The sequence below is a fragment of the Streptomyces sp. NPDC088354 genome (assembly GCF_044753585.1).
Lineage (GTDB): Bacteria > Actinomycetota > Actinomycetes > Streptomycetales > Streptomycetaceae > Actinacidiphila.
Genome location: NZ_JBIVNJ010000042.1, coordinates 24,451 through 50,966 on the forward strand (window position 1 = coordinate 24,451; position 26,516 = coordinate 50,966).

Below are 26,516 nucleotides of genomic sequence, written 5' to 3' on the forward strand. Positions count from 1 at the left end.
GGTCACGCTGCCCCTCACATCCGGAAGACGCCGAAGCCGCCGCGCGCGCCCTCGACCGGTGCGCTGTGGATCGCCGACAGGCACACGCCGAGCACCGTGCGCGTGTCGCGCGGGTCGATCACCCCGTCGTCGTACAGCCGCCCCGACAGGAACATCGGCAGGGACTCGGACTCGATCTGCTGCTCCACCATGGCGCGCAGGCCCGCGTCGGCCTCCTCGTCGAAGGGCAGGCCCCTGGCCGCCGCCGACTGCCGCGCCACGATCGACAGCACGCCGGCGAGCTGCTGCGGGCCCATGACGGCGGACTTGGCGCTGGGCCAGGCGAACAGGAAGCGCGGGTCGTAGGCGCGGCCGCACATCCCGTAGTGCCCCGCGCCGTAACTGGCGCCCATCAGCACCGAGATGTGGGGGACACGGGAGTTGGACACCGCGTTGATCATCATGGCGCCGTGCTTGATGATGCCGCCCTGCTCGTACTCGCGGCCCACCATGTAGCCGGTCGTGTTGTGCAGGAACAGCAGCGGAATGTCGCGCTGGTTGGCCAGCTGGATGAACTGCGCGGCCTTCTGCGACTCCGCGCTGAACAGCACCCCTTGTGCGTTGGCGAGGATGCCGACGGGATAGCCGTGCACTTGGGCCCAGCCGGTGACCAGGCTCGTCCCGTACAGCGGCTTGAACTCGTCGAACCGCGAGCCGTCGACGACACGGGCGACGACCTCGCGCGGGTCGAAGGGGGTCTTCAGGTCGCCGGGGACGATGTCCAGCAGTTCGTCCTCGTCATGGAGCGGCGGGTCGTAGACGGCGGCCGGGGCGGGGCCCTGCTTGCGCCATCCCAGCCGGGCCACCACGCGGCGGGCGGTGCGCAGCGCGTCCGGCTCGTCCTGGGCGAAGTAGTCGGCCAGGCCGGAGACACGGGCGTGCATGTCGGCGCCGCCCAGCGACTCGTCGTCGCTCTCCTCGCCGGTCGCCATCCTCACCAGCGGCGGCCCGCCGAGGAACACCTTGGAGCGCTCCTTGACCATGACGACGTGGTCGGACATGCCGGGCACATAGGCGCCGCCCGCGGTCGAGTTGCCGAAGACGACCGCCACGGTGGGGATGCCCGCCGCCGACAGCCGGGTCAGGTCGCGGAAGAGCGCGCCGCCTGGGATGAAGATCTCCTTCTGGCTGGGCAGGTCCGCGCCGCCCGACTCCACCAGGTTGACCAGCGGCAGGCGGTTGGCGAGCGCGATCTCATTGGCCCGCAGCGCCTTCTTCAGCGTCCACGGATTGCTGGCGCCGCCGCGCACGGTCGGGTCGTTGGCCGTGATCACGCACTCGGTGCCCTCGACGACCCCGATGCCGGTGACCAGGGAGGCGCCGACCGGGTAGTCGCTGCCCCAGGCCGCCAGCGGTGACAGCTCCAGGAACGGCGTGTCCGGGTCGAGCAGGAGTTCCACCCGCTCGCGGGCGGTCAGTTTGCCCCGGCCGCGGTGCCGTTCCACGTACTTCGGGCCGCCGCCGGCGAGCGCCTTGTCGTGTTCGGCCTCGATCCCGGCGAGCCGCTCCAGCATGACCGCGCGGTTGTCCCCGCTCATGCGGTGGCCCCCTGTCCCGGCTTGTCCCGCTCTGCCGGCAATCCCTGCTCTCCCGGCTTGCGCCCCTCTCCGGGCGGCCCCGCGAAGGCCTGCGCGATGTCCAGCCAGCGGCCGGCGTCGGCGCCCTCTGCGCGCAGTGCCAGGTCGTCGCGGTGCCGGCGCCGCGTGGCCAGCAGGCACAGGTCGAGGGCGGGGCCCGTCACGCGCTGGGCGGCGTCCTGCGGCCCGTACGTCCACAAGGTGCCGTCCGGGGCGGTCAGCTCCACCCGGAACTCCTCGGCGGGCGGCGTGAGCCCGTTGACGGCGTAGGCGTAGTCCCGGGCCCGTACGGCGATCCGGGCGACGTGCCGCAGCCGCGCTGTCGGCTCCCGCCGCACCCCGAGGGCGTCCGCCACGTCCTCGCCGTGCGCCCAGCTCTCCATCAGCCGGGCCGAGCCCATCGAGGCGACTCCCATGGGCGGCCCGAACCAGGGCCGGCGCGCGCCTTCCGGCTGTGCCCGCAGGGCCTCCTGGAGGGCGCTCCGGCCGGCGCGCCAGCGCTCCAGGAGCTCGGCGGGCGGCAGGGCCGCGCCCTGCTCCGCGCCCTCGTCGACGAAGGTGGCGATCGCGGCCGCGGCCTTCTCGACCTCGGTCCGGAAGCCGGCCGGGTCCGTCGCGGCGAGCAGCGCCTGCCGGTCCGTCCAGGCCAGGTGCGCGATCTGATGGGCGATCGTCCAGCCGGGGGCGGGCGTGGGCAAGGCCCAGGCGGGCGCCTCCAGCGGGGCCACGAGGGCGTCCAGACCCTCGCTCTCGTCCCGCAGATCGTCCAGTACGGGCGTGGGGTCGGACACGTGTCCCCCTGGTTGACGCAGCGTCAGCGGTGCCGTGCGCGTCACAGGCTGGCACCGCCCGGGGAAACAATCAAGCGTGCTTGCATGATTTTCGGACCGGGGCGGCCGAAAAGCCCCGGGGCCGCCCCGCGCGACGCGGAGCGGCCCCGGAAAGCGCGGACGCCGGCTACCCGCGGGCGGCCCGCCGCGCCAGCAGCGCGTCCCTGCGCTCCTCGAACTTGCGGGCCTGGCAGTTCAGCTCGCCCATGAAGAAGCCCAGTTCCTCCTGCGCCTTCAGGCCCTGCGGACCCAGCCCCGCGGCCTCCAGCACCTTCAGGTGCCGCAGCACCGGCTGCAGCACGTCGTCGTGATGGATGCGCAGGTTGTAGACGCCGCCGATCGCTATCCGCGCCGCAGACCGCTCGAAGCCGGGCATGCCGTGGCCCGGCATCCGGAAGCCGACCACCACGTCACGGATCGCCTGCATCGCCTGGTCCGGCGCCAACTGCAGCGAGGCCGCGAGCAGGTTGCGGTAGAAGACCATGTGCAGGTTCTCGTCCGTCGCGATGCGCGCGAGCATGCGTTCGCACATCGGGTCGCCGGCCTCCCGGCCGGTGTTGCGGTGCGAGATGCGCGTGGCCAGCTCCTGGAATGCGACGTACGCGATCGAGTGCAGCATGCTGTGGGAGTTGTCGGCCTCGAAGCCCTCCGACATGTGCTGCATGCGCAGCCGCTCCAGTTGAACCGGGTCCACGGCGCGGGTCGTCAGCAGGTAGTCGCGCATGGCGATCGCGTGCCGGCCCTCCTCGGCGGTCCAGCGGTGCACCCAGGTGCCCCAGGCGCCCTCACGGCCGAAGACCGTGGCGATCTCGTGGTGGTAGCTCGGCAGGTTGTCCTCGGTCAGCAGGTTGACCACCAGCGATATCCGGCCGATCTCGGTGACCTTCGACTGCTCCGGCTCCCAGGCCTCGCCGCCCATGATGCCGTCGTAGTCCCGGCCCTGACTCCACGGCACGTACTCGTGGGGCATCCATTCCTTGGCCGCCTTCAGATGCCGGTTCAGCTCGGTCTCGACGACCTCTTCCAGGGCGTAGAGCAGCCGGGTGTCGCTCCACACCTCCGATCCGGTGTTCTGGGACGGGGCAATGGTCACGCTGTGCTCCTGGCTGTCGACTGAGGGTACCTACGGAATCGTAAGTTACGAAACCGTAGGTTACGTGCCGCCCGCATGGCAACCCTTCCTACGCGTCCAACCCGCGAACCCGGACCGAAAGGCAGGTCACGCAGCCCTCAAGCCTCTCGAACTCGCTGATGTCGACGAGTACGGGCGTATAGCCCATTGCGGCGAAAATCCCCGCGCTGCGCGGCGCGCTCGCCGCCATCAGCAGCTTCCCGTCTCCCAGAAGCACCACGTGGGAGCCCGATTCCTCCGGCACCGGAAGGAATCGGGGGAACGACCCGGGCGTGTCGACCAGCGGCGGGTGGCCGACGACCGTGCCGTCCGGGAGCGCGGTGACGGCCGATTTCAAATGCAGCACCTTGGTGACGGGCACGGCCACCACCCGTGCCCCCAGCGGCTCGAACGCCGCGCGCAGTTGGCGCACGCCTTCGGCGTTCGTGCGGCCTCCGGTGCCCACGTAGACCGTGTCGCCCGCCTTGAGTACGTCGCCGCCCTCCAGGGTGCCCGGCGCCCGCACCGTGCGGACGGACATCCCGAGCCCGGCCACGACCGCCTCGGCGGCCGGCGTCTCGGGGCGGCGCGGCAGCGCGCCCGGCCGTGCGATGAGCGCCGCGCCGCGGAACACCACCATGGTGTCCTCGACGAACACCCCGTCCGGGCACGCGTCCGCCGGCGGGACCTCGACCGTCTCCCACCCGTGCGCGCGCAGCGCCGCCACGTACCCCTCCCACTGGCGCAGGGCCAGCGCGACGTCCACCGGCGACCTCTCCAGGTGCGTCACGATCCCCTCCGCCAGACGCGGACCCGGACGCCGGACAAGTGCCTTGCGGCTCGGCATGACGTGCTCTCCCCTCACGGCGGCAACGGCTTGCGGAAGGTGATGCTCCCTCACCCCGCCCCGTTCGCCCAGGGCGTGCGGGACGGCCGTGCCGGGCTGCCGCCGCCCCTGGCGCGGGCCGGCCGGGGCGGACGGGCGGGGCGATACCATCGGCGGTCTGATGAGTGCCACTCTTGTCGTCAAAGATCTCGCCGCAGGCCATGGGGACCGCGTCCTCTTCTCGGGCCTGGACCTCGTCGTCGCGCCCGGCGACGTGATCGGACTGGTCGGTGCCAATGGCGCCGGCAAGTCGACCTTGCTGCGTCTGCTGGCGGGGCTGAGCGCGCCCGAGGAGGGGCAGTTGCGGCTCAGCCCGCCGAACGCCTCCGTGGGCCACCTGCCACAGGAGCCCGAACGGCGGGCGGACGAGTCCGTGCGGGCGTTCCTCGCGCGCCGTACCGGTGTCGCCGCCGCGCAGGAGGCGCTGGACGCCGCGACGCAGGCGCTGATGGACGAGGCGCCCGGTTCGGACGACGCCTACGCGGACGGTCTGGAGCGCTGGCTGGCGCTCGGCGGCGCGGATCTGGACGAGCGGGCCGAGGAGGTGGCCGCCTCACTGGGCCTGACCGTCGGCCTCGACCTGCCGATGACGGCGCTCTCCGGCGGCCAGGCCGCCCGCGCGGGTCTCGCCTCGCTCCTGCTGAGCCGCTACGACGTCTTCCTGCTCGACGAGCCCACCAACGACCTCGACCTGGACGGCCTGGAGCGCCTGGAGGCGTTCGTCACCGGCCTCAAGGCCGGCACGGTCGTGGTCAGCCACGACCGTGAGTTCCTGGCCCGCACCGTCAACCGCGTGGTCGAACTCGACCTCGCCCAGCAGCAGGTCAACACCTACGGCGGCGGATACGCCGCCTACCTGGAGGAGCGCGAGACCGCCCGCCGGCACGCCCGTGAGGAGTACGAGGAGTACGCCGACACCAAGGCGAGCCTGGAGGCCCGCGGGCGCATGCAGCGCAACTGGATGGAGCACGGCGTCCGCAACGCCCGGCGCAAGGCGACGGACAACGACAAGATCAGCCGCAAGCTGCGCACGGAGTCCACGGAGAAGCAGGCCGCCAAGGCGCGGCAGACCCAGCGCATGATCGAGCGCCTGGAGGTGGTCGACGAGCCCCGCAAGGAGTGGGAGCTGCGCATGGAGATCGCCGCCGCCCCTCGCGCCGGGGCGGTCGTGGCCACGCTGCGCGGCGCCGAGGTGCGGCGCGGCGACTTCACCCTCGGCCCGGTCGACCTCCAGATCGACTGGGCGGATCGCGTCGCCATCACCGGTGCCAACGGCTCCGGCAAGTCGACGCTGCTGGCCGCGCTCCTCGGCCGGCTGCCGCTGGACGCCGGAGCGGCCTCCCTCGGCCCCGGCGTCGTCGTCGGCGAGGTCGACCAGGCGCGCAAGCTCTTCCACGGCGGCGAGGCCCTGCTGGACGCGTTCGGCTCCGAGGTGCCCGACATGGCGCCGGCCGATGTGCGCACGCTGCTCGCCAAGTTCGGTCTGAAGGCCGCCCACGTCATGCGCCCGGCCGCCACGCTCTCCCCGGGCGAGCGCACCCGGGCCGCCCTCGCGCTCCTCCAGGGCCGCGGCGTCAACCTCCTCGTCCTGGACGAGCCCACCAACCACCTGGACCTGCCCGCCATCGAGCAGCTGGAGTCGGCGCTCGCCACGTACAACGGCACCCTGCTGCTGGTCACCCACGACCGCCGGATGCTGGAGGCCGTGCACACCACGCGCCGCGTCCAGGTCGAGGCCGGACGGATCACGGAGCACTGACCCCGCGTCGCTGCCGCGTTCCGAGCACCCTCCCGTGGGAAGATCACGGAATCGGGCGAGGTTGAATGGACACTCTGTGTTCCCTGACCCGTCCCCCGACGAGGAGTTCGAAACGTGAGCATCTACGACATTCCGCTGCGCACGCTCTCCGGTGAGCCCGCGTCCCTCGCCGACCACGAGGGCAAGGCGCTGCTGATCGTCAACGTCGCCTCCAAGTGCGGGCTGACCCCGCAGTACGAGGGTCTGGAGCGTCTGCAGAAGCGTTACGCCGACCGCGGCTTCAGCGTGCTGGGCTTCCCCAGCAACCAGTTCGCCGGTCAGGAGCCGGGCACCGCCGAGGAGATCGCGACCTTCTGCTCCGCGACCTACGGCGTGAGCTTCCCGCTCTTCGAGAAGACGGACGTCAACGGCGAGGACCGGCACCCGCTCTACACGGCGCTGACGGAGACCGCCGACGCCGAGGGCGCGGCCGGCGACGTCCAGTGGAACTTCGAGAAGTTCCTGATCAGCGCGGACGGCCAGGTCGTCGGCCGGTTCCGTCCGCGCACCGAGCCCGAGGCCGACGAGGTCGTGGGCGCGATCGAGGCGCACCTCCCGCGTTGACCACGGACCGCGTCGTACGACTCGTGGTGGCGGGTTCCGCCGTGCTGGCCGCCGTGGCCGGCACGGCGGGCGCGGGTACGACCGCGCCCGGGAGCTCGCCCGTGGCCGCGGCGCCGGCACCGCCCGTGCCGCCGCTCCCGGCCGACATGGTGGACACCGGCGGCGGCAGCCAGCTCATCACCGCCGTCGCGCCGGACACCGGGTCCACCACGGGCACGGTCACCTGGTGGGACCTGCGCGACGGCGTCTGGAGGGCCGCGGGCTCCGCGCCCGCCCGCTTCGGCGCGGCCGGTCTCGTCGAGGGCGAGGAGCGCGCCCAGAGCACCTGGACCACCCCCACCGGTCTGTACGACCTGCCCTACGCGTTCGGCATCAAGGCCGCGCCCAAGGGCACCCGCATGCCCTACCGCCCCGTCACCCCGGAGTCGTACTGGTGCCAGGACAACGCCTCCTGGTCCTACAACCGCTGGGTCGAGCCGCTGCCGCCCGACTGCGCCGCCTCCGAGTCCGAGCACCTGATCAGGTACCGCAAGCCCTACGTCCACGCCTTCGTCATCGGCTTCAACTACGACGAGCCGGAGCAGGAGCGCGGCGCCGGCATCTTCCTGCACGCCAACGGCCCGGGCCCCACCGCGGGTTGCGTCTCCGTCCCCGTCGGGGCCATGCGCCGCCTGCTCGTCTGGGCCGATCCGGACCGCGACCCGCACATCGCGATCGGCACGAAGTCCGGCGAGACCGCGGTCACCGGCTACTAGCCGGGACATCCCAGAAGTCGTTCCGCCGGCGTCCTCTGCCGACATTTGCCTAAAGGATTTAGGTAAATGCATACTCGTTTCAGGCAAACGAGGAGATGGTCATGGCGCCACGCGCAGGACTCACCACCACCCGCCTGGTCCGGGCAGGGGCGGAACTGGCCGACGAGGCCGGCTTTGAGCACGTGACGCTCTCGGCACTCGCCAGGCGGTTCGACGTCAAGGTCGCGAGCCTGTACGCGCATCTGAAGAACTCCCACGACCTCAAGACGGGGATCGCCCTGCTCGCGCTGGAGGAACTCGCCGACCGGGCCGCCGACGCCCTGGCCGGACGGTCCGGCAAGGACGCGCTCGCCGCCTTCGCGAACGTCTACCGCGACTACGCCCGGGAGCATCCCGGGCGCTACGCGGCGGCTCAGTTCCGGCTCGACCCGCAGACGGCGGCGGCCAGCGCGGGGGTCCGGCACGCACAGATGACGCGGGCGATCCTGCGCGGCTACGACCTGGCCGAGCCGGACCGGACGCACGCGGTCCGGCTGCTCGGCAGCGTCTTCCACGGCTACGTCAGCCTCGAAATGGGCGGGGGGTTCAGCCACAGCGCCCCCGACACGCAGGAGACCTGGACACGCGTCGTGGACGCCCTCGACGCCCTGCTGCGGAACTGGCCCGCGCCGTGACGGCGGGCGGACCCGAACCGTCCCGACCGTCCCGCACCCCACCGACAAACAGGCCGAACAACAGGCGAGGACATGTACACCGAACAACAGTGGATCACCACCCCCGTCACCGCGGACCTCGTGCGCGGCGCCCTGGAACTGGAGCGCACCGAACGCGGCATACTCCCGCACCGGCTGCCCGCCAGGGCCCGCGCCCAGAACACCGACGGGCAACTGGCCATGGCGGAGGCCCAGCCCGCCGGGGTCCGGCTGGCCTTCCGTAGCCGGGCCACCGCCATCGAACTGGACACAGTGCCCACCAAGCGGGTCTACGCGGGTGCTCCGCCGCGCCCGGACGGCGTCTACGACCTGGTCGTCGACGGCCGTCTCGCCGGCCGGGAGAGCGTCACCGGCGGCAACACCCTGACCATCGACATGACCACCGGGACGTTCGAGCACCGGCCCGGCCCGCCCGGCACCCTCCGCTTCACCGGTCTGCCCGGCGGGGACAAGGACGTCGAGATCTGGCTGCCGCACAACGAGACCACCGAACTGCTCGCGCTGCGCACCGACGCCCCCGTCGAGCCCGCGCCGGACCGGGGCCGCAGGGTGTGGCTGCACCACGGCAGTTCGATCAGCCACGGCTCCGACGCCGCGGGCCCGACTGCCACCTGGCCCGCGCACGCCGCCGTCCTCGGCGGCGTGGACCTGGTCAACCTGGGCTTCGGCGGCAGCGCCCTGCTCGACCCGTTCACCGCCCGCGCCCTGCGCGACACTCCCGCGGACCTGATCAGCGTCAAGATCGGCATCAACCTGGTCAACACCGACCTGATGCGCCTGCGCGCCTTCACCCCGGCCGTCCACGGCTTCCTCGACACCGTCCGCGAGGGCCACCCGGCCGCACCGCTCCTGGTGGTCTCGCCCGTCCTGTGCCCCATCCACGAGGACACCCCCGGCCCCACCGCCCTGGACCCCGCCTCCCTCGCCACCGGGCAGCCGCGCTTCCTGGCCACCGGGGACCCGGCGGAGCGCGCGAGCGGCAAGCTGACGCTCACCGTCATCCGCGAGGAGCTGGCCCGGATCGTCCGGCAGCGGTCGGCCGACGACCCGAACCTCCACCACCTCGACGGCCGCGAGCTCTACGGCGCCGACGACTACGCCGAGCTGCCGCTCCCCGACGAGCTGCACCCGGACGCCGCCGCGCACCTGCGCATCGGTGAACGCTTCGCCGGCCGCGCCTTCGCCGCCGACGGCCCCTTCGCCCTCCCCGCCGGCGCTCTGAACAGGACATGACGCGGAAATGACCGGGCGGCGGGGCGAGCGTCACGGACAGCTACGCTGAAGAAGGAAGCATCGGCCGGAACATCCCGGTTCGTACCGTGCCGCCTGCCCCGTCAGTGAGGATGCCCGTGCTTGTGAGTGGCCCCGGCCGCGTCGTCCTGCCCTCGTGGCTGGCCCACCCGCTGCGCTGGCAGCGCGGGCCCGTGCCGTGGCCGGCGGTGCTGCGGGGGCTGCTGTCGGCGGGGCCGGTGATGGCCGCCGGGCTGGCGCTGGGATCGGTCGAGTTCGCGGTGCTGGCCGGGTTCGGGACGCTGTTCGCGGGCTTCAACGACCTGCCGGGGACGCGCAGGACCGGCGTCGTGCACATCGGGCTGCCCGTGCTCGTCGGGGCGGTCGGACTGCTCGTCGGGACGGCGACGGCCGACGCGGTCTCGAGCGGGTGGTGGGTGCTGCCCCTGCTGTTCGCCGTCGGCCTGGGGTCGGGTGCCGTGAGCACGGTGGGCCCGGTGTGGTCACGGACCGGGATGCAGACGCTGTGCCTGATGGTGATCGGGACCGGGGTGCCGCTGCCCGGCACGCCCTGGCTCAAGGCGCTGTACTTCCTCGCGGGCGCGGTCTGGCTCCTCCTGCTGCGGCTCGTGCTGCGGCCGCCGCGACCGGTCGGCGGCGCCCTGGCCGGCGAACAGGCGGCCCTGGCCCGCGTCTTCGACGCGCTCGCGGGCGCTTTGGACGTCGTCGGCGGGCCCGGCGCCGAGGCCGCGCGACGGCGGCTCACCGCGGCCCTGGACCGGGGGGACGAGGCCCTGCGGCTGCGCCGCCTCTTCCGGCGGCTGGCCCACCGGCCCGCGCGCCCCGACGAACTGCTCCTCGCCGAGCGCTTCGCGGCGGCCACAGCACTGTGCGAGGCGAGTGCCGCCCTGCTGTGGGAGGCGCGCCCCCTGCCGCCGCAGGTCTCGCAGGGCCCGCGCCGCCTCGCCGCCGCGCTGCGCGGCGGCGAGCCGCCCGGACCGCTCCCCGCGCCCGAGGCGAGCACGCCGGCCCGTTCCGCGTTCGACCGGGCGCTGCTGCACGCCGCCGTGGTCTTCGCCCGCACGGTGCCCGGCGCGACCAGTGCCGAGGAGGTGGCGCCGCTTCCCGCCCCCGGAACCGTCCCCACGGTGCGTCGCCGGGTGCTGGGGCCGGCCGGGCGCGAGTACGGGCTGCGCGTCGCGGTGTGCGTCACGGCGAGTGCCGCGGTGGCCCTGGCCCTGCGGGCGGACCACTGGTACTGGCTGCCGCTCACCGCCGTCTTCCTGGTGAAGCCGGACATCGGGCCGCTGTTCTCCCGCGTCGTCAACCGCTTCGTCGGGACGGCGCTCGGGGTGGTCGTCTTCGCGGGCCTGGCCGCGGTCCTGAGCGGCGGCGTGTGGTGGACGGTGGTCTGCGCCTCGGTCGCGGGCGCGCTGCTGCCCGTCTCCTTCCGGCACTTCGGCCTGCAGACCTCGGTGGTCACCTTGATGGTGCTGGCGTTCGTCTGGGTGGGCGGCGACACCCAGGCGGCCGTCGACCGGCTGCTGGACACCATGACGGCCTGCGCGATCGTGCTCGTCGTCGGCCACCTGCCGGGCTTCACCGACCCCACCGCGCGGGTGGCCCACCTGATGGCCGAGTCGCTGCGGCGCACCCGCGAGTACCTGGCCCATGTCCTCACCGCTCCCGCGGGCGGGCGGCCGGGGGACCGCATGGTGCTGCGCCGGGCCGCCTACAGCACGCTGGCCGAGGCCCGGTCCGCGGCCGAGACCGTCGCGGCGGAACTGCCCTGGGGCCGCGGTCACCGCACCGACTGGTTCCCCGTCGCCGCCGCTTCAGAACGGATCATGGACGCCGCCACCGCCTGCGCGGTCCGCATCGAACAGGGCGCGGAACACCCCTCGCGCGAGGAAGGCGGCGATGTCGTCCGTGCCCTGGACGCGCTCGCGGACTCCCTGGACGGCCGAACGCCGGCCACCGGATGGCCGGAGCTCACCGGCACCCCCTCCTGCGCCTCCCTCGCCGACGTCGTGACCGAGCTGCGCCATATCCGCGTCGCCGTCGGCGGCCTCACCTTGCGCTCCCGTCCCGCCCGTACCACGTAGCCGCCCGGGCCGAACAGAGCGCCCGCATTCGTCGCGATCAAGCCGGGGGAGAGGCTATGGTCAGGCCAGTCGGCGACACCGGGAGGTTGACGAGGTGGCCGTTTTCCTGCTTGGGGTGGGTGCAGCGTGCTGCCTGGGCTTCGGCTTCGTCCTCCAGCAGCTCGCCGCCCAGCGTGCCCCGCTGTCCAACTTCCTGTCCTTCCGGCTGCTGCTCGATCTCATGCGGATGCCGCAATGGCTGCTCGGCATCTTCCTGATGATCTTCGGTATGGTGCTGAGCGCGCTCGCCCTCACCAAGGGGGAGCTCTCCCTCGTCGAACCCCTCACCACGACGAACCTGCTCTTCGCGATGGCCCTCTCGCGCCATCTGACCGGCCAGAGACTCGGCCGGCACGGCTGGTCGGGCGTGGGCCTGCTCGCGCTCGGCGTCACCGCCTTCATCGCCGCCGGACGGCCCACGGGCGGCGGCCACGTCGGCGGGCCCCTGCGGCACTGGCTGGTCATCGGCATCGTCATGGGCATCGCACTGCTGCTCGTCGCCTGCGCCAGGCGGCTGCGCCCGTCGCCCGAGGCCACCGTCATCGCGCTCGCCGCCGGCCTGCTCTACGGGCTCCAGGACTCCCTCACCCGCACCTCAGGCCAGATCGCCGAGATGGAGGGCATCACGGCCCTCCTGGTGCACTGGCAGCCCTACGCCATCCTCGGCATCGGGCTCACCGGCCTCGTGCTCGTCCAGAGCGCCTTCGAGACCGCTCCCCTGCGCATGTCCCTCCCCGCGCTGACCGCCGCACAGCCCCTCGCGGGCATCGCCTGCGGCGTCGGCTTCCTTGGCGACCGCCTCCGTGTCACCCCGGGCGCCCTCGCCTGGGAAGCGGCGGGCCTGGTCGCCGTCACCCTGGGCGTCGTGCTCCTCGGCCGTCACCCCGCGCTGCCCTGCGCCCAGAGCGTGCGCACGGGCGACCGCCCCGACGCGACGGGCGAGGAGGAGTCGGTCCGCGCGGCCCGGTGACCGCTCCGCTCACGGGGTGAGGAGGCGGGCGACCTCCGCGAGCGGCGGCCAGGACCATTGACCCGCGCGGGCGGCGAGGAAGTGGCGCCGGGTGCCCACCACGGGGTCGACGGGACGGCACACGACGTCGGCGCGCCGCCGCTCGATGCCCGACTCGGCCAGGAGGGCGACACCGAGGCCCGCACCCGCGAGCAGATTGACCAGGTGGAGGCTGTCGACGCGGTGGACGATGCGCGGGGCGAAACCGGCCAGGGCGCACACGCGCTGGACCAGCTCGTCGTCGTCGCTGCCCCGGGAGTTGGTGATCCACCCGGCCTCCGCGAGCCGGCGCAGCCCCGCCGGCGGGACCGGGCCGCCCGGTCCCGGGTCCGAGGGATGGCCCGCGGGGAGCAGCAGGAACATCGGCTGCGTGGCGAGCGGCCGTACCGACAGCCCCCTGGGCACGGTGCGCGGCACGAGGCTGTAGTCGTACACGATGCCGAGGTCGACGTCCCCGGCGAGCAGCAGCTCCAGCGTCTGCTCCGGCTCGTGCTCGTTCAGCTGCACCTCGACGCGCGGGTGCCGCTCGCGCAGCCGCACCAGGGCGGGCATCACGACCGGCTCGACCGCGCTGGCGAAGGTGGCCACCCGCACGCGCCCCACCGGCCCGGGCTCGCCGCGCAGTTCCGCGCGCGCCTCCTCCACCGCGGCCAGGATCCCGATCGCGTGCTCGACCAGGCGTTCCCCGGCGGGAGTCAGCCGGACACGGCGGCCGACCGGCGCCAGCAGCCGGGCGCCGACCTCCTGCTCCAGGACCGCGAGGTGCTTGGAGACCGCCGACGTGCCGTACCCCGTGCGCTCGGCGACGGCCGCCATCGTGCCGAGGCGGCTGAGCTCGACCAGCAGGCGCAGCCTGCCGAGGTCGGGGAGCTGGTCCGCGGGCTCGATCATCCACTGATGGTAAACAATCCGTCCACCTATGACGCGTGGACAGAAACAGATGACGAACGGTGCAATGGGCGGGTGACCGAGCCGCATACCTTTGCAAGCCGCCGCATGCCTGGTGCGGTGCTGATCCTGGCCGCGATGACGGTGCTGCACACCGGCAGCGCCCTGACGACCGAGCTCTTCGACGACGTGGGCCCGGCCGGCACCACCTGGCTTCGCGTCGGCTTCGCGGCGGTGCTGCTGCTGGCGTTCACCGGCCGCTCCCTGTGGCCCGCGCTGCGTGCGGCGCCGCGCCGCGACCTCGTCGCGGTCGTGCTGCTCGGCACCGTCAGCGGCGCGATGATGCTGCTCTTCTCCGAGGCCGCCGACCGCATCCCGCTCGGCACGGCGACCGCTCTGGAGTTCCTGGGCCCACTGGCCGTCGCGGTCGCCTCCCTGCGGCGCCGCCGCGAACTGGCCTGGCTGCTGCTGGCCGCGGCGGGCGTGCTCTGCCTCACCTCGCCCTGGCAGGACGGCGCCGACCTCGCCGGTGTCCTCTTCGGCGTCGCCTCCGGAGCCTGCTGGGCGCTGTACGTGATCGGCACGCAACACGTCGGCAGCCGTTTCTCCGCGGCGCACGGCCTGGCCGTCTCGCTCACCGTCGCCGCCGTCTTCACCGCGCCCTTCGGCGCCCCCGGCGTCGTGTCGGGCGGCACCTGGCAGGTCGTCCTGGCCGTGGCGGGCATCGCCGTGCTGATGCCGCTCGTCCCGTTCCTGCTGGAGATGAAGGCGCTGCAACGGGTCGGCAGGACGGCCTACGGAACACTCGCCGGCATGGAGCCGGCCGTCAGTCTGCTCGCGGCGCTGGTGCTGGTCTCGCAGGTCCCCACGGCCCTGCAGGCCGTGGGGACCGCGCTGGTCGTCGTGGCCGGCGTCGGGGCGGCTCGCGCGGAGCGCGACGTCCTCCCGGTGCCCCCCGCGCGCCCCGAACCTTCGCTGGAGGTTCCCCCGCCCGCCCTCCCGATTGCGAGCGCGGTCACTGACCGCCGGACAGCACCGTGAGCCTTTGCTGGCGGTCCCCCGGCCCTCCCCCAGCCTTCGGCCGGGAGTACCCCCAGCCCGGCGCGGTAAGTGCGGGCCCTGCGCTGCGTGCGTTGGGGGGGGTGCCGCGCCGGGGTCCTCCCCCAGCGGGGGCACCCCGCTCCACCCCCTCCCGGCCGGTTGCGCGACTGACGGCCCGTGGGGGTTCTGTCGGCGGTGACGGTTGCGCCCTTGGACGGCGCTGCGCCAACGGTTGCCCGAGCACGGTGCCGCTTCTACCCCCACCGGGGATCAGGCGCATGACGAAACGGAGGGGGCGGGGTCGTAGGGGTGGGTGTTCTGGACTGTGGAGCATATTTGGGTGCATGACCCGGGGTGATCAGTTGAGGGTGCGTGAGGCACCGAAATGTGCTGTCCAGAATGGCCAGCCCCGGAGGCCCCGCACCCGGCCCCCACGACACGCGCGTCGGGGTGACTGACCGCGCCGGGCACACGGGAGGGCGGGCGGGAAAAGACCCCGCCCAGGGTCAGGCCTTGCCGAAATACCTCTGGGGAAAGCCCCCACCCGCAAGCACGCGCCCCACCACCGCCCCCGCCACCGCGGTAAGCCGCTCGACCCCCTCCGCCCCGAGGCATTCGTACGGCGCCCGGTCGAGCCGATCGGTCATCGCCTCCACCTCGCGGCGCAGTTCCACGCCGCGCCCCGTGAGTTCGCCCTCCGCGTCGAGCAGCCCCCGGTCCCGGAGCCGATCCTGCGCGGCGGCCCAGTCCTCGGGGGACCAGCCCCGGCTGCGCTGGACGAAGCGCGGGTTGAAGCCCTTGCCCGTCGCGGTGTGCGTGACGAGCGCCTCGATCCCGTCGAGCCCGGCGATGGCGAGCGCGGCGAGGTGCCCGTCGCCGCGGTGCTCGCGCAGCAGCGTCGCGGCGTGCCACAGGGCGAGGTGCGGCCGCTCGGGCACAGGGAGTTCCGCGTTGGCGGCGTAGAGCGGGCGGGCCTCGCGGGTGCAGGCCCCGGCGGCGCGCAGGGCGAGGCGGGCGGCTTCCGCGAGGTCGTCCGAGGCGAGCACGTCCGGTCCGAGCAGCCGGGTCAGGACGGCGTCGGCGATGCGCAGCCGCGCGTCGATGACCGCCGCCGGCGAGGCGAGGTCCCAGGCGCGTGGGACGACCGGCGCGATGATCGCGTGGTTGAAGTTGTAGAACGTGGCGGCGACCGTGCCCGCCGTGACCCCGCCGAGCGGCGCGGCACGCCCGGCGAAATAGGCCATGGCGCCGCGCTCCAGCCCGAGCGCCGCGAGCATGTCGTCGTATTCCGGGGCGAAATAGACGACCGAGTGCAGGGGGTTCAGCGCGTTGTGGCAGCGCCGTCCGGCGCGCGGTTCCAGGGCGGTCGCGGTCATGGGCATCAGGTTACCGACCGGTCGGCATGTAATGGCAGGCGCCTCCCCGAACCGCTGATTCCGTTGCCGGAGTGAGCAAGGGACGCTGATTCAGTGGTAACGGCACACATCATGTGCCGATATGGCTAGCCTGAACGTTCCCCGACGTCGCGTGTTCCTCTGGAGGACCGCCCATGCCCGCCGCCGACCGCACGCTCCCGGTGACCGAGCGCACCCGCCACCGACGCCTCCGCGAGCAGGGCAGCGTCTCCCGCGACGACCTGGACGCCGTGCTGGGCGCGGGCTTCGTGTGCCATCTGGCCGTCGTCGTCGACGGCACCCCGCTGGCCGTACCGACGGTCTACGGTCACGACGCGCAGGCCGGAACGCTGTACCTGCACGGCTCGGTCGCCAGCCGCAGCCTCGTCCAGGCGCCCGGCGCCGCGGTCTGCGTCACCGTCACCCACGTCGACGGCCTGGTCCTGGCCCGGTCGGTCTTCGAGCACGGCGTCAACTACCGCAGCGCCATGGTCATCGGCGTCCCGCGCCGGGTCACCGACCCGGGGGAGCGGCTGCACGGGCTGCGCGTGCTCACCGAGCAGTGCGCCCCCGGGCAGTGGGACTACGCCCGCCGCCCGGACCGCCGGGAACTCGCGGCCACCGACCTGCTCGCCCTCGCCACAGACGAGGCCTCCGTCAAGATCCGCACCGGCCACCCCGGCGACGGCGACGGCCCCGACGCCGCTCTGCCCGTGTGGGCCGGGGTCGTCCCGCTCGGCGCGACCCGGGGTGCCCCGGTCGCCGACCCCGCGTTGCGCGACGGCATCCCCCTGCCGCCGCACCTGGGCGGCTTAGCCGCGGCTACTAGCCGCCCACCGACCAGGTGAAACGCGGCTCGCGCCGCTCCAGGAACGCCGCCACGCCCTCCGCGGTGTCGCTGCTCCGAGCCGCCTGCCCGGCCCAGTGCGCCACACGGGAGGGGTCCGGATCCGGGGCCGTGAAGTCCTTGGCCGCGGCCTGGGTGAGCTGGGAACGGGTGGCCAGCAGGCCCGCGTACTCCTCGACGCGCTTGTCCAGGGCGCCGTCCGGCAGTACCTCGTCCACCAGCCCGGTGCGCAGGGCGCGTTCGTGGTCGATCAGCTCGGCGGAGAAGAGCAGGTGCTTCGCGGTGGACGGGCCGACCAGGCCGGTCAGCCGACGCGTCGACGAGGCCGGGTAGACGATCCCGAGCCGTGCCGGGGTGACCCCGAAGCGCGCGCCCTCGGCGGCGAAGCGCAGGTCGCAGGCGGCCGCGAGCTGGCAGCCGCCGCCGACGCAGAAGCCCCGGACGGCCGCCAGGGACGGCTTGGGGAAGGCGGCCAGCGCCTCCTCGGCCTCGACGGCCGCGCTCTGCGCCGCCCCGGGGCCGCTGGCCGCGTCGCGCAGGTCGGAGACGTCGGCGCCCGCGCAGAAGGTCCCGTCGGCGCCGGTGAGGACCAGCACCCGTACGGCGGGGTCGTCGGCCAGCCGGGCCAGCAGGCGCGGCAGTTCCCGCCACATCCGCAGCGTCATGGCGTTGCGCTTGGCCGGGTTGCTGATGGTCACGGTGGCGGTGGCGCCCGCCGTCTCCAGCAGCAGACCGGGCCCGGACGGGTCGGACATGCCCGCGTCCCCCACTCGTCGTGTCGTCGTGCCGCGGTGCGGCCCGGGCGATCCTACCGGGGGCCCACTCGGGGAATCGGGGTATACGTCCCCTAGCCGGTTCCGACCGGCTCCCGACGCGTTCAAGGAGGCGGCCATGGCCCCGTTCAAGGGACGCAAGAAGTACCCGGATCCCCCGGAGGCCGGGATCAAGCGGAGTTTCGGCTGGGTCGCCGTTCTCGGCGCGGTCCTCGTCGTCTGCGGCCTGATCGGGCTCTTCTACGTGGCGTTCGCGACCATCACCTCGATGGTGCTGTTCGGCTGGCTGCTCCTCATCGGCGGCATCGTGGGGCTGGCGCAGGCCGTCCAGAACCGCGAGATCAACTACTTCTGGCTGGCCCTGGTGGTCGCGGCCCTCTACATCGCGGCGGGCGTGGTCGTCATCCGCAACCCGGCGGAGACGGCCGCGGCCCTCACGATGTTCGCCGCACTGCTCTTCCTGACCGGCGGGATCTTCCGGTTGTTCGGCGGACTGGTGGTACGCGGGCCGCAGATGGTGTGGACGCTGATCCAGGGGGCGATCGGCATCCTGCTGGCCGTCCTGGTGCTGGCGAACTGGCCGCACAGCAGTGTCTACGTGATCGGCGCCTTCTTCTCGCTGGCGCTGCTCTTCGACGGTCTGGGCCTGCTCGGGGCGGGCCTGGGAGGCCGGCGGATCGTCGGCATGGTGGCCGATGCCCGGCAGACGCCACTGGAGCATTGAAACCGGTTACCGGCGCGTCATCAGGGCTCATCGAGCCCACCAACTCCGGTCACCCCGTGTCGCAGGCGGTCGAAAGATACGGATTTACGGTCAGCGACTCGGGGTGGAGTGCTGAGCTGCCGACACTCGGAACGTGAGGCGGACCCCGTCGCCGCCCAGCGGGCCGGGAAGGGGGGACCGCGGGGAGCATCGCTGAATGCGAGGGTGAACGCCGCCATGGACGTACGCGGGAGCGTCCCGCCCGAACCGGTGCCGCCGGTGGCACCGGACTTTCCGCGCCCCTACGAGGGTGTGTGGCGCTTCACCGCCTCCGCGCTGGACTCCTCGGTGCCGCAGGCCCGGCACGCCGTACGGGACCTGCTGGTACGGCAGCGCGTCCCGGTCGACGACGATCTGCTGCAGGGCCTGCTGCTGATCGTCTCCGAACTGGTGACGAACGCGGTGCGGCACGCCGCCCTGCTCTCCCCGGAGATCGCGGTGGAGGTCGCCGTCGGCCTCGACTGGGTCCGCGTCGCGGTGGAGGACAACCATCCCTACCGCCCCAAGGCGCTCCAGGTGGACGACGCGGACACCGGTGGGCGCGGCCTGCTGCTGGTCAAGTCGGTCACCGCCGAGGCGGGCGGGATGTGCGACGTGCAGCAGACCGCCACCGGGGGAAAGGTCATCTGGGCGGCGCTTCCGCTGCAGCCCGGCGCTCCTTTGCTCTGAGGGGCGAGGGCTACCAGCCGGCGCGCTCGCCCGTGAGCTCCCGCACGGCGGGCAGCGCCGCCCCCAGTACGGTCGGGAACCAGGCGGAGAACGGCCCGGACTCCTGCAGTGCGGCCAGCTCCCGCGGCGTCACGAAGGCGGTCTCGCCGATCTCCTCGGGGTCCGGGTGCAGCGGCGCCGTCATCAGCCCCACGAAGAGGTGGTTGTACTCCTGCTCCACCAGGCCCGACGCCGGGTCCGGGTGGTTGTAGCGGACCGTGCCGGCCTCCCGCAGCGACGTGGGGGCGGCGCCCAGTTCCTCGGCGGTGCGGCGTGCCGCGGCGACGAAGGGCGGCTCCTGCGGGTAGGGGTGGCCGCAGCAGGTGTTGGACCACACGCCGGGGGAGTGGTACTTGCCGAGGGCGCGGCGCTGCAGCAGCAGCCGGCCCTCGCCGTCGAAGAGGAAGACCGAGAAGGCCCGGTGGAGCCGGCCCGGCGGCAGGTGCGCCGAGAGCTTCTCCGCGGTACCGATCGTCACGCCGGTCTCGTCGACCAGTTCGAGCATGATCGGAGCCGAGGCGCCGTTGGAGGAGGGGTCCGGGGCAGGGCTGAGGGGCCGGCCGGCAGCGGGACTCGTGGGCATGGCCATCCTTTTCATCGACGACTGGACCTCAGTCTGCCTCACGCGAGGGGCCGGGACGTCGTCGCAGCGCGCTCAATGTCGGTCACCGTGTGTCGATCGGCGCTGTCGCCGGGTCAGTGGCACAGCCGCGCCTCGTGCTCCGCGTGGCCGCCGGGTTCCAGCTGGAATGTGCAGTGCTCCACGTCGAAGTGGGTGCCCAGGCAGCCCTGCAGGTCGTGCAGCACCTTCTCATGGCCCACGGCGTCCAGGGTCTCCGGGCTCACCACCACGTGGGCGGAGAGCACCGGCATGCCCGACGTGATGGTCCACACGTGCAGGTCGTGCAGCCCTTCGACACCGGGCAGCCCGAGGATGTGGCTGCGGACCTCGGCCATGTCGACGTCCCGGGGGGCGGCCTCCAGCAGCACGTCGATGGCCTCCCGCAGCAGCTTCCACGTCCGCGGGACGATCATCACACCGATCAGCAACGAGGCCACCGGGTCGGCCTGCTGCCACCCGGTGGTCAGGATCACCACGGCCGCCACGACCACCGCGAGCGAGCCCAGGGCGTCCGCCATGACCTCCAGGAAGGCCCCGCGCACGTTCAGGCTCTCGCGCTGGCCGCGCATCAGCAGAAGGAGTGACACCGAGTTGGCCACCAGGCCGACCACACCGAAGACGACGGTGAGCCCGCCCTCGACCTCGGCCGGGGCGATCAGCCGGGAGACGGCCTGGTAGAAGATGTACGCGCCCACGCCGAACAGCAGCACGGCGTTGGCCACCGCCGAGAGGATCTCCGCCCGGGCCAGGCCGAAGGTGCGGCGCTCGCTCGGCGGGCGGTTGGCGAAGTGGATCGCCACCAGCGACATCGCCAGGCCCGCCGCGTCCGTGGCCATGTGGCCCGCGTCGGCGAGCAGCGCGAGGGAACCGGTGAGGGCGCTGCCCACCACCTCCGCCACGAGGATCAGCAGCGTGATGCCGAGTGCGATCCGCAGCCGGCCGCGGAACTCCGCCGCGGCCGTGCCGGTCAGCCCGGCCGCGGATCCGTGCGTGTGGCCGTGGTCGTGCGCGTGCCCTGCCCCCATCGCCTGGGACTCCCCTCTCGCCGTCCGTGCTCACCCGCCCGCCGGCGTCGGCCGGCGTGCCCCAGTGAACAACGGTGACCGTCCGTGGGCAACTCGCCACTGGTCACCGTTGTCATGTGCGGTGACCTGCGGCGATGGTCCGGGTACGGGGCGTGTTCCGGAGAACGGCGCGGAGTCAGGGGCGGCGGGCCTCCGGGTGGCGCAGGCACCAGCCCTGCCACGCCGACTCGACCATCTCCCGCACCCCGCGCACGGCGGTCCAGCCCAGTTCCTTCCGGATCAGCTCGGCCGACGCCACCACGCTCGCCGGGTCCCCGGCACGCCGCGGGGTGACCACCGGCGTCACCTCCGGGTAGCCGGCGACCTCGGTGACGAGGTCGATCAGTTCACGGACGGAGACGCCCTCGCCGCGGCCGATGTTGACGGTCAGGTCCTCGGCGGCCTCGCGGCCGGTGACCCAGCGGGCGGCCGCCAGGTGGGCGTCGGCCAGGTCCTCGACGTGGATGTAGTCACGCACGCACGTGCCGTCGGGGGTCGGGTAGTCGTCGCCGAAGATCAGCGGCGCCTCGCCCTCGGTGAGCTTCTGGAACACCATCGGGACCACGTTGAAGACCCCGGTGTCGGCGAGCTCCGGCACGGCCGCGCCCGCCACGTTGAAGTAGCGCAGACAGGCCGTGGAGATCCCGTGCGCCCTGCCCGCCGCCCGCACCAGCCACTCGCCGGCCAGCTTGGTCTCCCCGTAGGGGCTGATGGGCAGGCACGGCGTGGACTCGGTCACCAGCGGCACGTCCGGCAGGCCGTACACCGCGGCGGAGGAGGAGAAGACGAAACGGCCGATCCCGGCCGCCGCCACCGCCTCCAGGAGAGTGCCGAGGCCGCCCAGGTTCTCCCGGTAGTACCGCAGCGGCTGCTCCACGGACTCGCCGACCTGCTTCCGCGCCGCCAGGTGCACGACACCCGTGACACCGTGTTCGGCGATCGTGCGGTCCAGCAGGTCCCGGTCGAGTGTGGAACCGGTCACCCTCGGCACGTCGGCAGGGACCCGGGAGGCCACGCCCGCCGAGCCGTCGTCGTAGACCACCACGCGCTCCCCGGCGCGGGTCATCGCCCGCACGACATGGGAGCCGATGAATCCCGTGCCACCTGTGATCAGCCACGTCATGACGCTCACCCTATCGGCGGATGCGCACCGGGGGTTGTCCCTTCGCCCGCGACCGGTGATGATGATCGCGCCACCTGCGCGAAGGTCAGGGAAACAGCCGATGAACGGAACCTTCCGGGAATCCGATACCCTCGGCCGTCGCAGCCGCCCTGACATGGCGCGCCCGGGTGACCGGCGGGCATGTCCGGAGCCCGGCGCCGCCCGCCCGTCCATTGTGTGTCCCAGGGAGTGAGTCCGTCTGTCGACCGCCATCCTCACCGGTCCGCCGGTCGCGGGTTCACCGATCGAGGGCGACCTGCGCGGCCTCGGTTTCGACGTGGTCGCGGCGGACGACGCCAGTGCCCTCGCGGCACGCCTCGCCGCCGTCCCGCCCGCCGAGCGCGTCGCGGTCGTCGACCCGCGCTTCGTCGGCCATGTGCACGCGCTGCGGCTCGCGCTGACCGACCCCCGCTTCGACGCCGCCGCCGTGCCGGGTGCCCTGTCCGTCCAGCCGGCCGCCCGTCCCGCGCTTGTACGGGCGCTGGCGCCGGCCGGCGACCGGGAGCGGGTCGCGGGCGGTACCGCCGTCGCCGTCACCGCGAGCCTGCCCGACGAGCTCGCTGTCGCGCTGGACGCCGAGGGCGTCGCGGTGCGGCGTCCGGAACTCGGCGTCCTGGTCGCCCGGGTACCGGCCGACGCGGAGGAGCGGGTGCGGGCCGGCGAGGCCGTCGCCGCCGTGGACGACGAGGCGGTGCGCCTGCGCAGCGCCGTGAAGTCCGAGGACGGCTTCTTCACCACGCACTTCATCAGCCCCTACTCCCGCTACCTCGCGCGCTGGTGCGCCCGGCACGGGCTCACGCCGAACCAGGTGACGACCGCCTCCCTGCTGGTCGCCCTGGTCGCCGCCGCCTGCGCCGCCACCGGCACCCGTCCCGGATTCGTCGCGGCGGGTGTGCTGCTCATCGCGTCCTTCGTACTGGACTGCACCGACGGGCAGCTCGCCCGCTACTCGCTGCAGTACTCCACGCTCGGCGCCTGGCTCGACGCCACCTTCGACCGTGCCAAGGAGTACGCGTACTACGCGGGCCTCGCGCTCGGCGCGGCCCGCGGCGGCGGCAGCGACGACGTGTGGGCGCTCGCCCTCGGCGCGATGGTCCTGCAGACCTGCCGCCACATGGTCGACTTCGCGTTCACCGAGGCCAACTACGACGCGGACGCGAAGACCAGCCCCACGGCCGCCCTGTCAGACCGGCTCGACCGGGTCGGCTGGACGGTGTGGATACGCAGGATCATCGTGCTGCCCATCGGCGAACGCTGGGCGCTGATCGCGATACTCACCGCGGCCGCCACACCGCGCGTCACCTTCGTGGTACTGATCATCGGCTGCGTCTTCGCCGCCTGCTACACCACCGCCGGCCGGGTCCTGCGCTCGCTGACCCGCAGAGCCGTACGCACCGACCGCGCCGCCGCCGCACTGGCCGAGCTCACCGACACCGGGCCCCTCGCCGAGGCCGTCGCCCGCCTGCTGCGCGGCCGCGGTCTGCCGGCCGCCGCCGCGGTGGGCGCGGCAGTGATGATCGCCACGTCACTGGCGGCCCCGGCGGGCAGCTGGTGGCCGCTCGCGGCCGCCGCCGTCTCCGTCGTCACCTCGGGTCTCGCCGTCGCGGGACCGCTCAAGGGCGCTCTCGACTGGCTGGTCCTGCCCCTCTTCAGGGTGACCGAGTACGGCACCGTGCTGGCCCTCGCGGCCGTCTCCGATGTGAACGGGGCCTTGCCGGCGGCTTTCTGTCTGGTTGCCGCGGTCGCCTACCATCACTACGACACGGTGTACCGCATCCGCGGCGGTACCGGGGCGCCCCCGCGGGCCCTGGTACGCGCGACGGGCGGGCACGAGGGAAGGACGCTGCTGGTCGCGGCCGCGTCCGCGGCCCTGGCGCACAGCACGGGATTCACGGTGGCGCTGACGGTTCTCGCCGTCGTACCAGCCCTGCTGGTGCTCACCGAGAGCATCCGCTTCTGGGTGTCCTCGGGGGCGCCCGCCCTGCACGACGAAACAGGAGAACCCGCATGATCGGCCTCGTGCTGGCGGCCGGCGCCGGACGGCGTCTTCGCCCCTACACCGACACCCTGCCCAAGGCCCTGGTGCCGGTGGACCCGGCGGGCGAGGGCAGGACAACGGTCCTGGACCTGACCCTGCGCAACTTCGCCGAGGTCGGGCTGACCGATGCCGTCGTCGTCGTGGGCTACCGCAAGGAGGCCGTGCACGAGCGCCTCACCGCGCTGGAGGCCAAGTACGGCGTCAAGCTCCACCTCGTCGAGAACGACAAGGCCGAGGAGTGGAACAACGCCTACTCCCTGTGGTGCGCCCGTGACGTGCTGGCCGAGGGCGCGATCCTCGCCAACGGCGACACGGTGCACCCCGTCTCCGTCGAGCAGACCCTGCTGGAGGCCCGCGGCGGCGCCCGCCGCATCATCCTGGCCCTGGACACGGTCAAGAAACTGGCCGACGAGGAGATGAAGGTCGTCACGGCCGAGGGGCAGGGCGTGCGGCGGATCACCAAGCTGATGGACCCCGCCGCGGCCACCGGCGAGTACATCGGCGTCACGCTCATCGAGAGCGCCGCCGCCGCCGACCTGGCCGACGCGCTGAAGGCCACCTACGAGCGCGACCCGCAGCTGTACTACGAGGACGGCTACCAGGAACTGGTCGACCGCGGCCTGCGCGTCGACGTCGCGCCCATCGGCGAGGTCCCCTGGGTCGAGATAGACAACCACGACGACCTGAACCGGGCCCGGGAGATCGCGTGCCGGTACTGACGAGGCTCATACCCTCGCCGGTCGTCGTCGACATCCGTGCCGGGGCACTCGACGACCTGGCGGTCGTCCTGGCGGACCAGCGGATATCCAGCTCCGGCCGGCTGGCCGTCGCGGTCAGCGGCGGTTCCGGCCAGGTGCTGCGCGAGCGGCTGGCCCCGGCGCTGCCCGGCGCCGAGTGGTTCGAGGTGGCCGGCGGCACCATCGACGGCGCCGTCGGACTCGCCGAGGCCATGCGCGGCAAGCGCTACGACGCCGTGGTGGCCCTGGGCGGCGGCAAGATCATCGACGCCGCCAAGTACGCGGCCGCCCGTGTCGGCCTGCCGGTGGTGGCCGTCGCGACCAACCTGGCGCACGACGGCCTGTGCTCGCCGGTGTCCACGCTGGACAACGACAACGGCCGCGGCTCCTACGGCGTGCCGAGCCCGATAGCCATGGTGATCGACCTCGACGTGGTACGCGAGGCCCCGGCCCGGTTCGTGCGGTCCGGCATCGGCGACGCGATCTCCAACATCTCCTGCATCGCGGACTGGGAGCTGTCCCACCGCGAGACGGGTGAGCCCATCGACGGCCTGGCCGCCGCGATGGCCCGTACCGCCGGCGAGTCCGTGCTGCGCCACCCCGGAGGCATAGGGGACGACGAGTTCCTGACCGTCCTCGCCGAGGCGCTGGTGCTCACCGGTATCGCCATGTCGATCAGCGGTGACAGCCGGCCCGCTTCGGGCGCCTGTCACGAGATCAGCCACGCGATCGACCTGCTCCACCCGCGGCGCGCCGCCGCCCACGGTGAACAGGTCGGCATCGGCGCCGCGTTCGCGATGTTCCTGCGCGGCGCCGAGGAACAGTCGAAGCTCTTCGCGGAGACGCTGCGCACTCATGGACTGCCGGTCACGCCGGGCGAGATCGGCTTCACCGAGGACGAGTTCGTCGAGGCCGTCGCCTACGCACCACAGACCCGCCCGGGGCGCTACACGATCCTCGAGCACCTGGAACTTTCCACCGACGAGATCAGGGACGCATACGCCGACTATGCCAAAACCATCGGTAGCTGAACTGCGCCCGGTCGTTCACCCCGCAGGGCTGAAGGACCGCCGCAGCGGTGAGCACTGGGCCGGGCGCATCTACATGCGCGAGATCTCCCTGCGCTGGACCCGCCATCTGGTGAACAGCCGGGTGACGCCCAACCAGCTCACGTATCTGATGATCGTCGCGGGCATCGCGGCCGGCGCGGCACTCCTGGTGCCGGGGCCGGTCGGAGCGGTGGCCGCGGCACTGCTGATCCAGCTGTACCTGCTGCTGGACTGCGTGGACGGCGAAGTCGCCCGCTGGCGCAAGCAGACCTCGATCACCGGCGTGTACCTGGACCGGGTGGGCCACTACCTGTCCGAGGCCGCGCTGCTGATCGGCTTCGGCGTGCGCGCCGCCGACCTGTTCCACCGGGACGGCGCGAGCACGCAGTGGGGCTGGGCGTTCCTCGGGACGCTGGCCGCGCTGGGCGCGATCCTGATCAAGGCGGAGACCGACCTGGTGGACGTCGCCCGCGCCCGCAGCGGCCTGCCCGCGGTGCAGGACGAGGCCTCCGTGCCGCGTTCGTCCGGTCTGGCGCTGGCCCGCCGTGCCGCGGCCGCCCTGAAGTTCCACCGCCTGGTCGGCGGGGTCGAGGCCTCGCTGCTGATCCTGGCCGCCGGTGTCGCGGACTCCTTCCACGGCGACCTGCTGTTCACCCGGATCGCGGTGTGCGCCCTGGCCGCCATAGCCGTCCTGCAGACGCTGCTGCACCTGGTCTCGATCCTCGCGTCGAACAGGCTGAGGTGAGCGCGGTGGGGACGTCGGCGGAATCCGTC

At 73.1% G+C, this 26,516-nt stretch carries 25 protein-coding genes; 15 read left to right on the forward strand and 10 right to left on the reverse strand.

What is annotated here, in order from left to right:
• Positions 1-14: 14 nt before the first annotated feature.
• The 4 genes from ACIP98_RS35830 to ddaH form a co-directional block, all read right to left on the reverse strand.
• Positions 15-1,577: a carboxyl transferase domain-containing protein gene (locus ACIP98_RS35830; protein WP_319657894.1), complete on the reverse strand. Its 1,563-nt coding sequence runs from the start codon at positions 1,575-1,577 to the stop codon at positions 15-17.
• On the reverse strand, positions 1,574-2,407 hold the full coding sequence (locus ACIP98_RS35835) for a TIGR03084 family metal-binding protein (protein WP_401980273.1): 834 nt from the start codon (positions 2,405-2,407) through the stop codon (positions 1,574-1,576). Before ACIP98_RS35835 ends, ACIP98_RS35830 begins: the two co-directional genes overlap by 4 nt.
• A 166-nt stretch (positions 2,408-2,573) precedes the next feature.
• Entirely contained in the window at positions 2,574-3,539 is a 966-nt protein-coding gene (locus tag ACIP98_RS35840) for an acyl-ACP desaturase (RefSeq protein ID WP_401980275.1), read from the reverse strand.
• Between the two features lie 88 nt (positions 3,540-3,627).
• On the reverse strand, positions 3,628-4,404 hold the full coding sequence (ddaH, locus tag ACIP98_RS35845) for a dimethylargininase (RefSeq protein WP_401980277.1): 777 nt from the start codon (positions 4,402-4,404) through the stop codon (positions 3,628-3,630).
• Positions 4,405-4,564: 160 nt separating this feature from the next.
• Here ddaH and ACIP98_RS35850 point away from each other — a divergent pair, with 160 nt between their 5' ends.
• The 7 genes from ACIP98_RS35850 (at position 4,565) to ACIP98_RS35880 (ending at position 12,617) form a co-directional block, all read left to right on the forward strand.
• On the forward strand, positions 4,565-6,202 hold the full coding sequence (locus ACIP98_RS35850; protein ID WP_319657899.1) for an ABC-F family ATP-binding cassette domain-containing protein: 1,638 nt from the start codon (positions 4,565-4,567) through the stop codon (positions 6,200-6,202).
• A 114-nt stretch (positions 6,203-6,316) separates the two neighbouring features.
• Positions 6,317-6,805, forward strand: a complete 489-nt coding sequence (locus ACIP98_RS35855) for a glutathione peroxidase (RefSeq protein WP_319657900.1) — start codon at positions 6,317-6,319, stop codon at positions 6,803-6,805.
• A complete protein-coding gene (locus ACIP98_RS35860) occupies positions 6,802-7,560 on the forward strand; it encodes a L,D-transpeptidase (protein ID WP_401980279.1) in 759 nt (252 codons plus the stop codon). Before ACIP98_RS35855 ends, ACIP98_RS35860 begins: the two co-directional genes overlap by 4 nt.
• A gap of 101 nt (positions 7,561-7,661) precedes the next feature.
• Entirely contained in the window at positions 7,662-8,234 is a 573-nt protein-coding gene (locus ACIP98_RS35865) for a TetR-like C-terminal domain-containing protein (protein ID WP_319657902.1), read from the forward strand.
• Between the two features lie 72 nt (positions 8,235-8,306).
• Entirely contained in the window at positions 8,307-9,506 is a 1,200-nt protein-coding gene (locus tag ACIP98_RS35870) for a GDSL-type esterase/lipase family protein (protein ID WP_401980282.1), read from the forward strand.
• A 110-nt stretch (positions 9,507-9,616) separates the two neighbouring features.
• On the forward strand, positions 9,617-11,608 hold the full coding sequence (locus ACIP98_RS35875) for an FUSC family protein (protein ID WP_401980283.1): 1,992 nt from the start codon (positions 9,617-9,619) through the stop codon (positions 11,606-11,608).
• A gap of 94 nt (positions 11,609-11,702) precedes the next feature.
• Positions 11,703-12,617, forward strand: coding sequence for a DMT family transporter (locus ACIP98_RS35880; RefSeq protein ID WP_319657905.1), 915 nt, complete (start codon positions 11,703-11,705; stop codon positions 12,615-12,617).
• Between the two features lie 9 nt (positions 12,618-12,626).
• Here ACIP98_RS35880 and ACIP98_RS35885 read toward each other — a convergent pair whose 3' ends face one another.
• Positions 12,627-13,547: a LysR family transcriptional regulator gene (locus ACIP98_RS35885; RefSeq protein ID WP_319657906.1), complete on the reverse strand. Its 921-nt coding sequence runs from the start codon at positions 13,545-13,547 to the stop codon at positions 12,627-12,629.
• 105 nt (positions 13,548-13,652) lie between these two features.
• Here ACIP98_RS35885 and ACIP98_RS35890 point away from each other — a divergent pair, with 105 nt between their 5' ends.
• A complete protein-coding gene (locus tag ACIP98_RS35890) occupies positions 13,653-14,585 on the forward strand; it encodes an EamA family transporter (protein ID WP_401980285.1) in 933 nt (310 codons plus the stop codon).
• A gap of 506 nt (positions 14,586-15,091) precedes the next feature.
• On the opposite strand, the gene ACIP98_RS35895 is transcribed toward ACIP98_RS35890, so the two are convergent.
• Positions 15,092-15,961, reverse strand: a complete 870-nt coding sequence (locus tag ACIP98_RS35895) for a hypothetical protein (RefSeq protein WP_401980288.1) — start codon at positions 15,959-15,961, stop codon at positions 15,092-15,094.
• Between the two features lie 173 nt (positions 15,962-16,134).
• On the opposite strand from ACIP98_RS35895, the gene ACIP98_RS35900 reads away from it, so the two are divergent.
• A complete protein-coding gene (locus tag ACIP98_RS35900) occupies positions 16,135-16,827 on the forward strand; it encodes a pyridoxamine 5'-phosphate oxidase family protein (protein WP_401980291.1) in 693 nt (230 codons plus the stop codon).
• Here ACIP98_RS35900 and ACIP98_RS35905 read toward each other — a convergent pair.
• Positions 16,805-17,581: an enoyl-CoA hydratase/isomerase family protein gene (locus ACIP98_RS35905; RefSeq protein ID WP_401980293.1), complete on the reverse strand. Its 777-nt coding sequence runs from the start codon at positions 17,579-17,581 to the stop codon at positions 16,805-16,807. The two genes, ACIP98_RS35900 and ACIP98_RS35905, sit on opposite strands and share 23 nt — an antisense overlap.
• Before the next feature lie 136 nt (positions 17,582-17,717).
• Here ACIP98_RS35905 and ACIP98_RS35910 point away from each other — a divergent pair, with 136 nt between their 5' ends.
• On the forward strand, positions 17,718-18,323 hold the full coding sequence (locus ACIP98_RS35910) for a DUF308 domain-containing protein (RefSeq protein WP_319657911.1): 606 nt from the start codon (positions 17,718-17,720) through the stop codon (positions 18,321-18,323).
• Between the two features lie 216 nt (positions 18,324-18,539).
• On the forward strand, positions 18,540-19,031 hold the full coding sequence (locus tag ACIP98_RS35915) for an ATP-binding protein (RefSeq protein WP_319657912.1): 492 nt from the start codon (positions 18,540-18,542) through the stop codon (positions 19,029-19,031).
• A gap of 10 nt (positions 19,032-19,041) precedes the next feature.
• Here the strand turns inward: ACIP98_RS35915 and idi are convergent, their stop codons facing one another.
• The 3 genes from idi to galE form a co-directional block, all read right to left on the reverse strand.
• Positions 19,042-19,653: an isopentenyl-diphosphate Delta-isomerase gene (gene idi, locus ACIP98_RS35920; RefSeq protein ID WP_401980295.1), complete on the reverse strand. Its 612-nt coding sequence runs from the start codon at positions 19,651-19,653 to the stop codon at positions 19,042-19,044.
• Positions 19,654-19,766: 113 nt separating this feature from the next.
• Positions 19,767-20,717 (reverse strand): cation diffusion facilitator family transporter, encoded by a 951-nt coding sequence (locus ACIP98_RS35925; RefSeq protein ID WP_401980298.1) that lies wholly within the window; start codon positions 20,715-20,717, stop codon positions 19,767-19,769.
• A 175-nt stretch (positions 20,718-20,892) separates the two neighbouring features.
• The gene (gene galE, locus ACIP98_RS35930) at positions 20,893-21,879 is read right to left on the reverse strand and encodes a UDP-glucose 4-epimerase GalE (protein WP_319657915.1); all 987 of its coding nucleotides are present in this window, start codon (positions 21,877-21,879) and stop codon (positions 20,893-20,895) included.
• A 238-nt stretch (positions 21,880-22,117) separates the two neighbouring features.
• Between galE and ACIP98_RS35935 the strand changes: the two genes are divergently transcribed.
• The 4 genes from ACIP98_RS35935 to ACIP98_RS35950 are packed head-to-tail and all read left to right on the forward strand — an operon-like array spanning position 22,118 to position 26,487.
• A complete protein-coding gene (locus ACIP98_RS35935; RefSeq protein WP_401980315.1) occupies positions 22,118-23,929 on the forward strand; it encodes a DUF5941 domain-containing protein in 1,812 nt (603 codons plus the stop codon).
• On the forward strand, positions 23,926-24,675 hold the full coding sequence (locus ACIP98_RS35940) for a phosphocholine cytidylyltransferase family protein (protein ID WP_319657916.1): 750 nt from the start codon (positions 23,926-23,928) through the stop codon (positions 24,673-24,675). The genes ACIP98_RS35935 and ACIP98_RS35940 overlap by 4 nt, the downstream gene beginning before the upstream one ends.
• Complete coding sequence (locus ACIP98_RS35945; protein WP_319657917.1) at positions 24,663-25,724, forward strand: iron-containing alcohol dehydrogenase family protein; 1,062 nt, start codon at positions 24,663-24,665, stop codon at positions 25,722-25,724. The genes ACIP98_RS35940 and ACIP98_RS35945 overlap by 13 nt, the downstream gene beginning before the upstream one ends.
• Positions 25,702-26,487, forward strand: a complete 786-nt coding sequence (locus ACIP98_RS35950) for a CDP-alcohol phosphatidyltransferase family protein (RefSeq protein WP_319657918.1) — start codon at positions 25,702-25,704, stop codon at positions 26,485-26,487. The genes ACIP98_RS35945 and ACIP98_RS35950 overlap by 23 nt, the downstream gene beginning before the upstream one ends.
• Positions 26,488-26,516: the final 29 nt, after the last annotated feature.

Bases quoted from the DNA above. Each gene is read 5' to 3' on its own strand.
- ACIP98_RS35940 (WP_319657916.1), top strand. From the start codon at position 23,926: ATGATCGGCCTCGTGCTGGCGGCCGGCGCCGGACGGCGTCTTCGCCCC.
- ACIP98_RS35830 (WP_319657894.1), bottom strand. From the start codon at position 1,577: ATGAGCGGGGACAACCGCGCGGTCATGCTGGAGCGGCTCGCCGGGATC.
- ACIP98_RS35925 (WP_401980298.1), bottom strand. From the start codon at position 20,717: ATGGGGGCAGGGCACGCGCACGACCACGGCCACACGCACGGATCCGCG.
- ACIP98_RS35915 (WP_319657912.1), top strand. From the start codon at position 18,540: ATGGACGTACGCGGGAGCGTCCCGCCCGAACCGGTGCCGCCGGTGGCA.
- ACIP98_RS35885 (WP_319657906.1), bottom strand. From the start codon at position 13,547: ATGATCGAGCCCGCGGACCAGCTCCCCGACCTCGGCAGGCTGCGCCTG.
- ddaH (WP_401980277.1), bottom strand. From the start codon at position 4,404: ATGCCGAGCCGCAAGGCACTTGTCCGGCGTCCGGGTCCGCGTCTGGCG.
- galE (WP_319657915.1), bottom strand. From the start codon at position 21,879: ATGACGTGGCTGATCACAGGTGGCACGGGATTCATCGGCTCCCATGTC.
- ACIP98_RS35850 (WP_319657899.1), top strand. From the start codon at position 4,565: ATGAGTGCCACTCTTGTCGTCAAAGATCTCGCCGCAGGCCATGGGGAC.
- ACIP98_RS35895 (WP_401980288.1), bottom strand. From the start codon at position 15,961: ATGACCGCGACCGCCCTGGAACCGCGCGCCGGACGGCGCTGCCACAAC.
- ACIP98_RS35905 (WP_401980293.1), bottom strand. From the start codon at position 17,581: ATGTCCGACCCGTCCGGGCCCGGTCTGCTGCTGGAGACGGCGGGCGCC.
- ACIP98_RS35875 (WP_401980283.1), top strand. From the start codon at position 9,617: ATGCCCGTGCTTGTGAGTGGCCCCGGCCGCGTCGTCCTGCCCTCGTGG.
- ACIP98_RS35950 (WP_319657918.1), top strand. From the start codon at position 25,702: ATGCCAAAACCATCGGTAGCTGAACTGCGCCCGGTCGTTCACCCCGCA.
- ACIP98_RS35865 (WP_319657902.1), top strand. From the start codon at position 7,662: ATGGCGCCACGCGCAGGACTCACCACCACCCGCCTGGTCCGGGCAGGG.
- ACIP98_RS35870 (WP_401980282.1), top strand. From the start codon at position 8,307: ATGTACACCGAACAACAGTGGATCACCACCCCCGTCACCGCGGACCTC.
- ACIP98_RS35900 (WP_401980291.1), top strand. From the start codon at position 16,135: ATGCCCGCCGCCGACCGCACGCTCCCGGTGACCGAGCGCACCCGCCAC.
- ACIP98_RS35910 (WP_319657911.1), top strand. From the start codon at position 17,718: ATGGCCCCGTTCAAGGGACGCAAGAAGTACCCGGATCCCCCGGAGGCC.
- ACIP98_RS35890 (WP_401980285.1), top strand. From the start codon at position 13,653: ATGCCTGGTGCGGTGCTGATCCTGGCCGCGATGACGGTGCTGCACACC.
- idi (WP_401980295.1), bottom strand. From the start codon at position 19,653: ATGCCCACGAGTCCCGCTGCCGGCCGGCCCCTCAGCCCTGCCCCGGAC.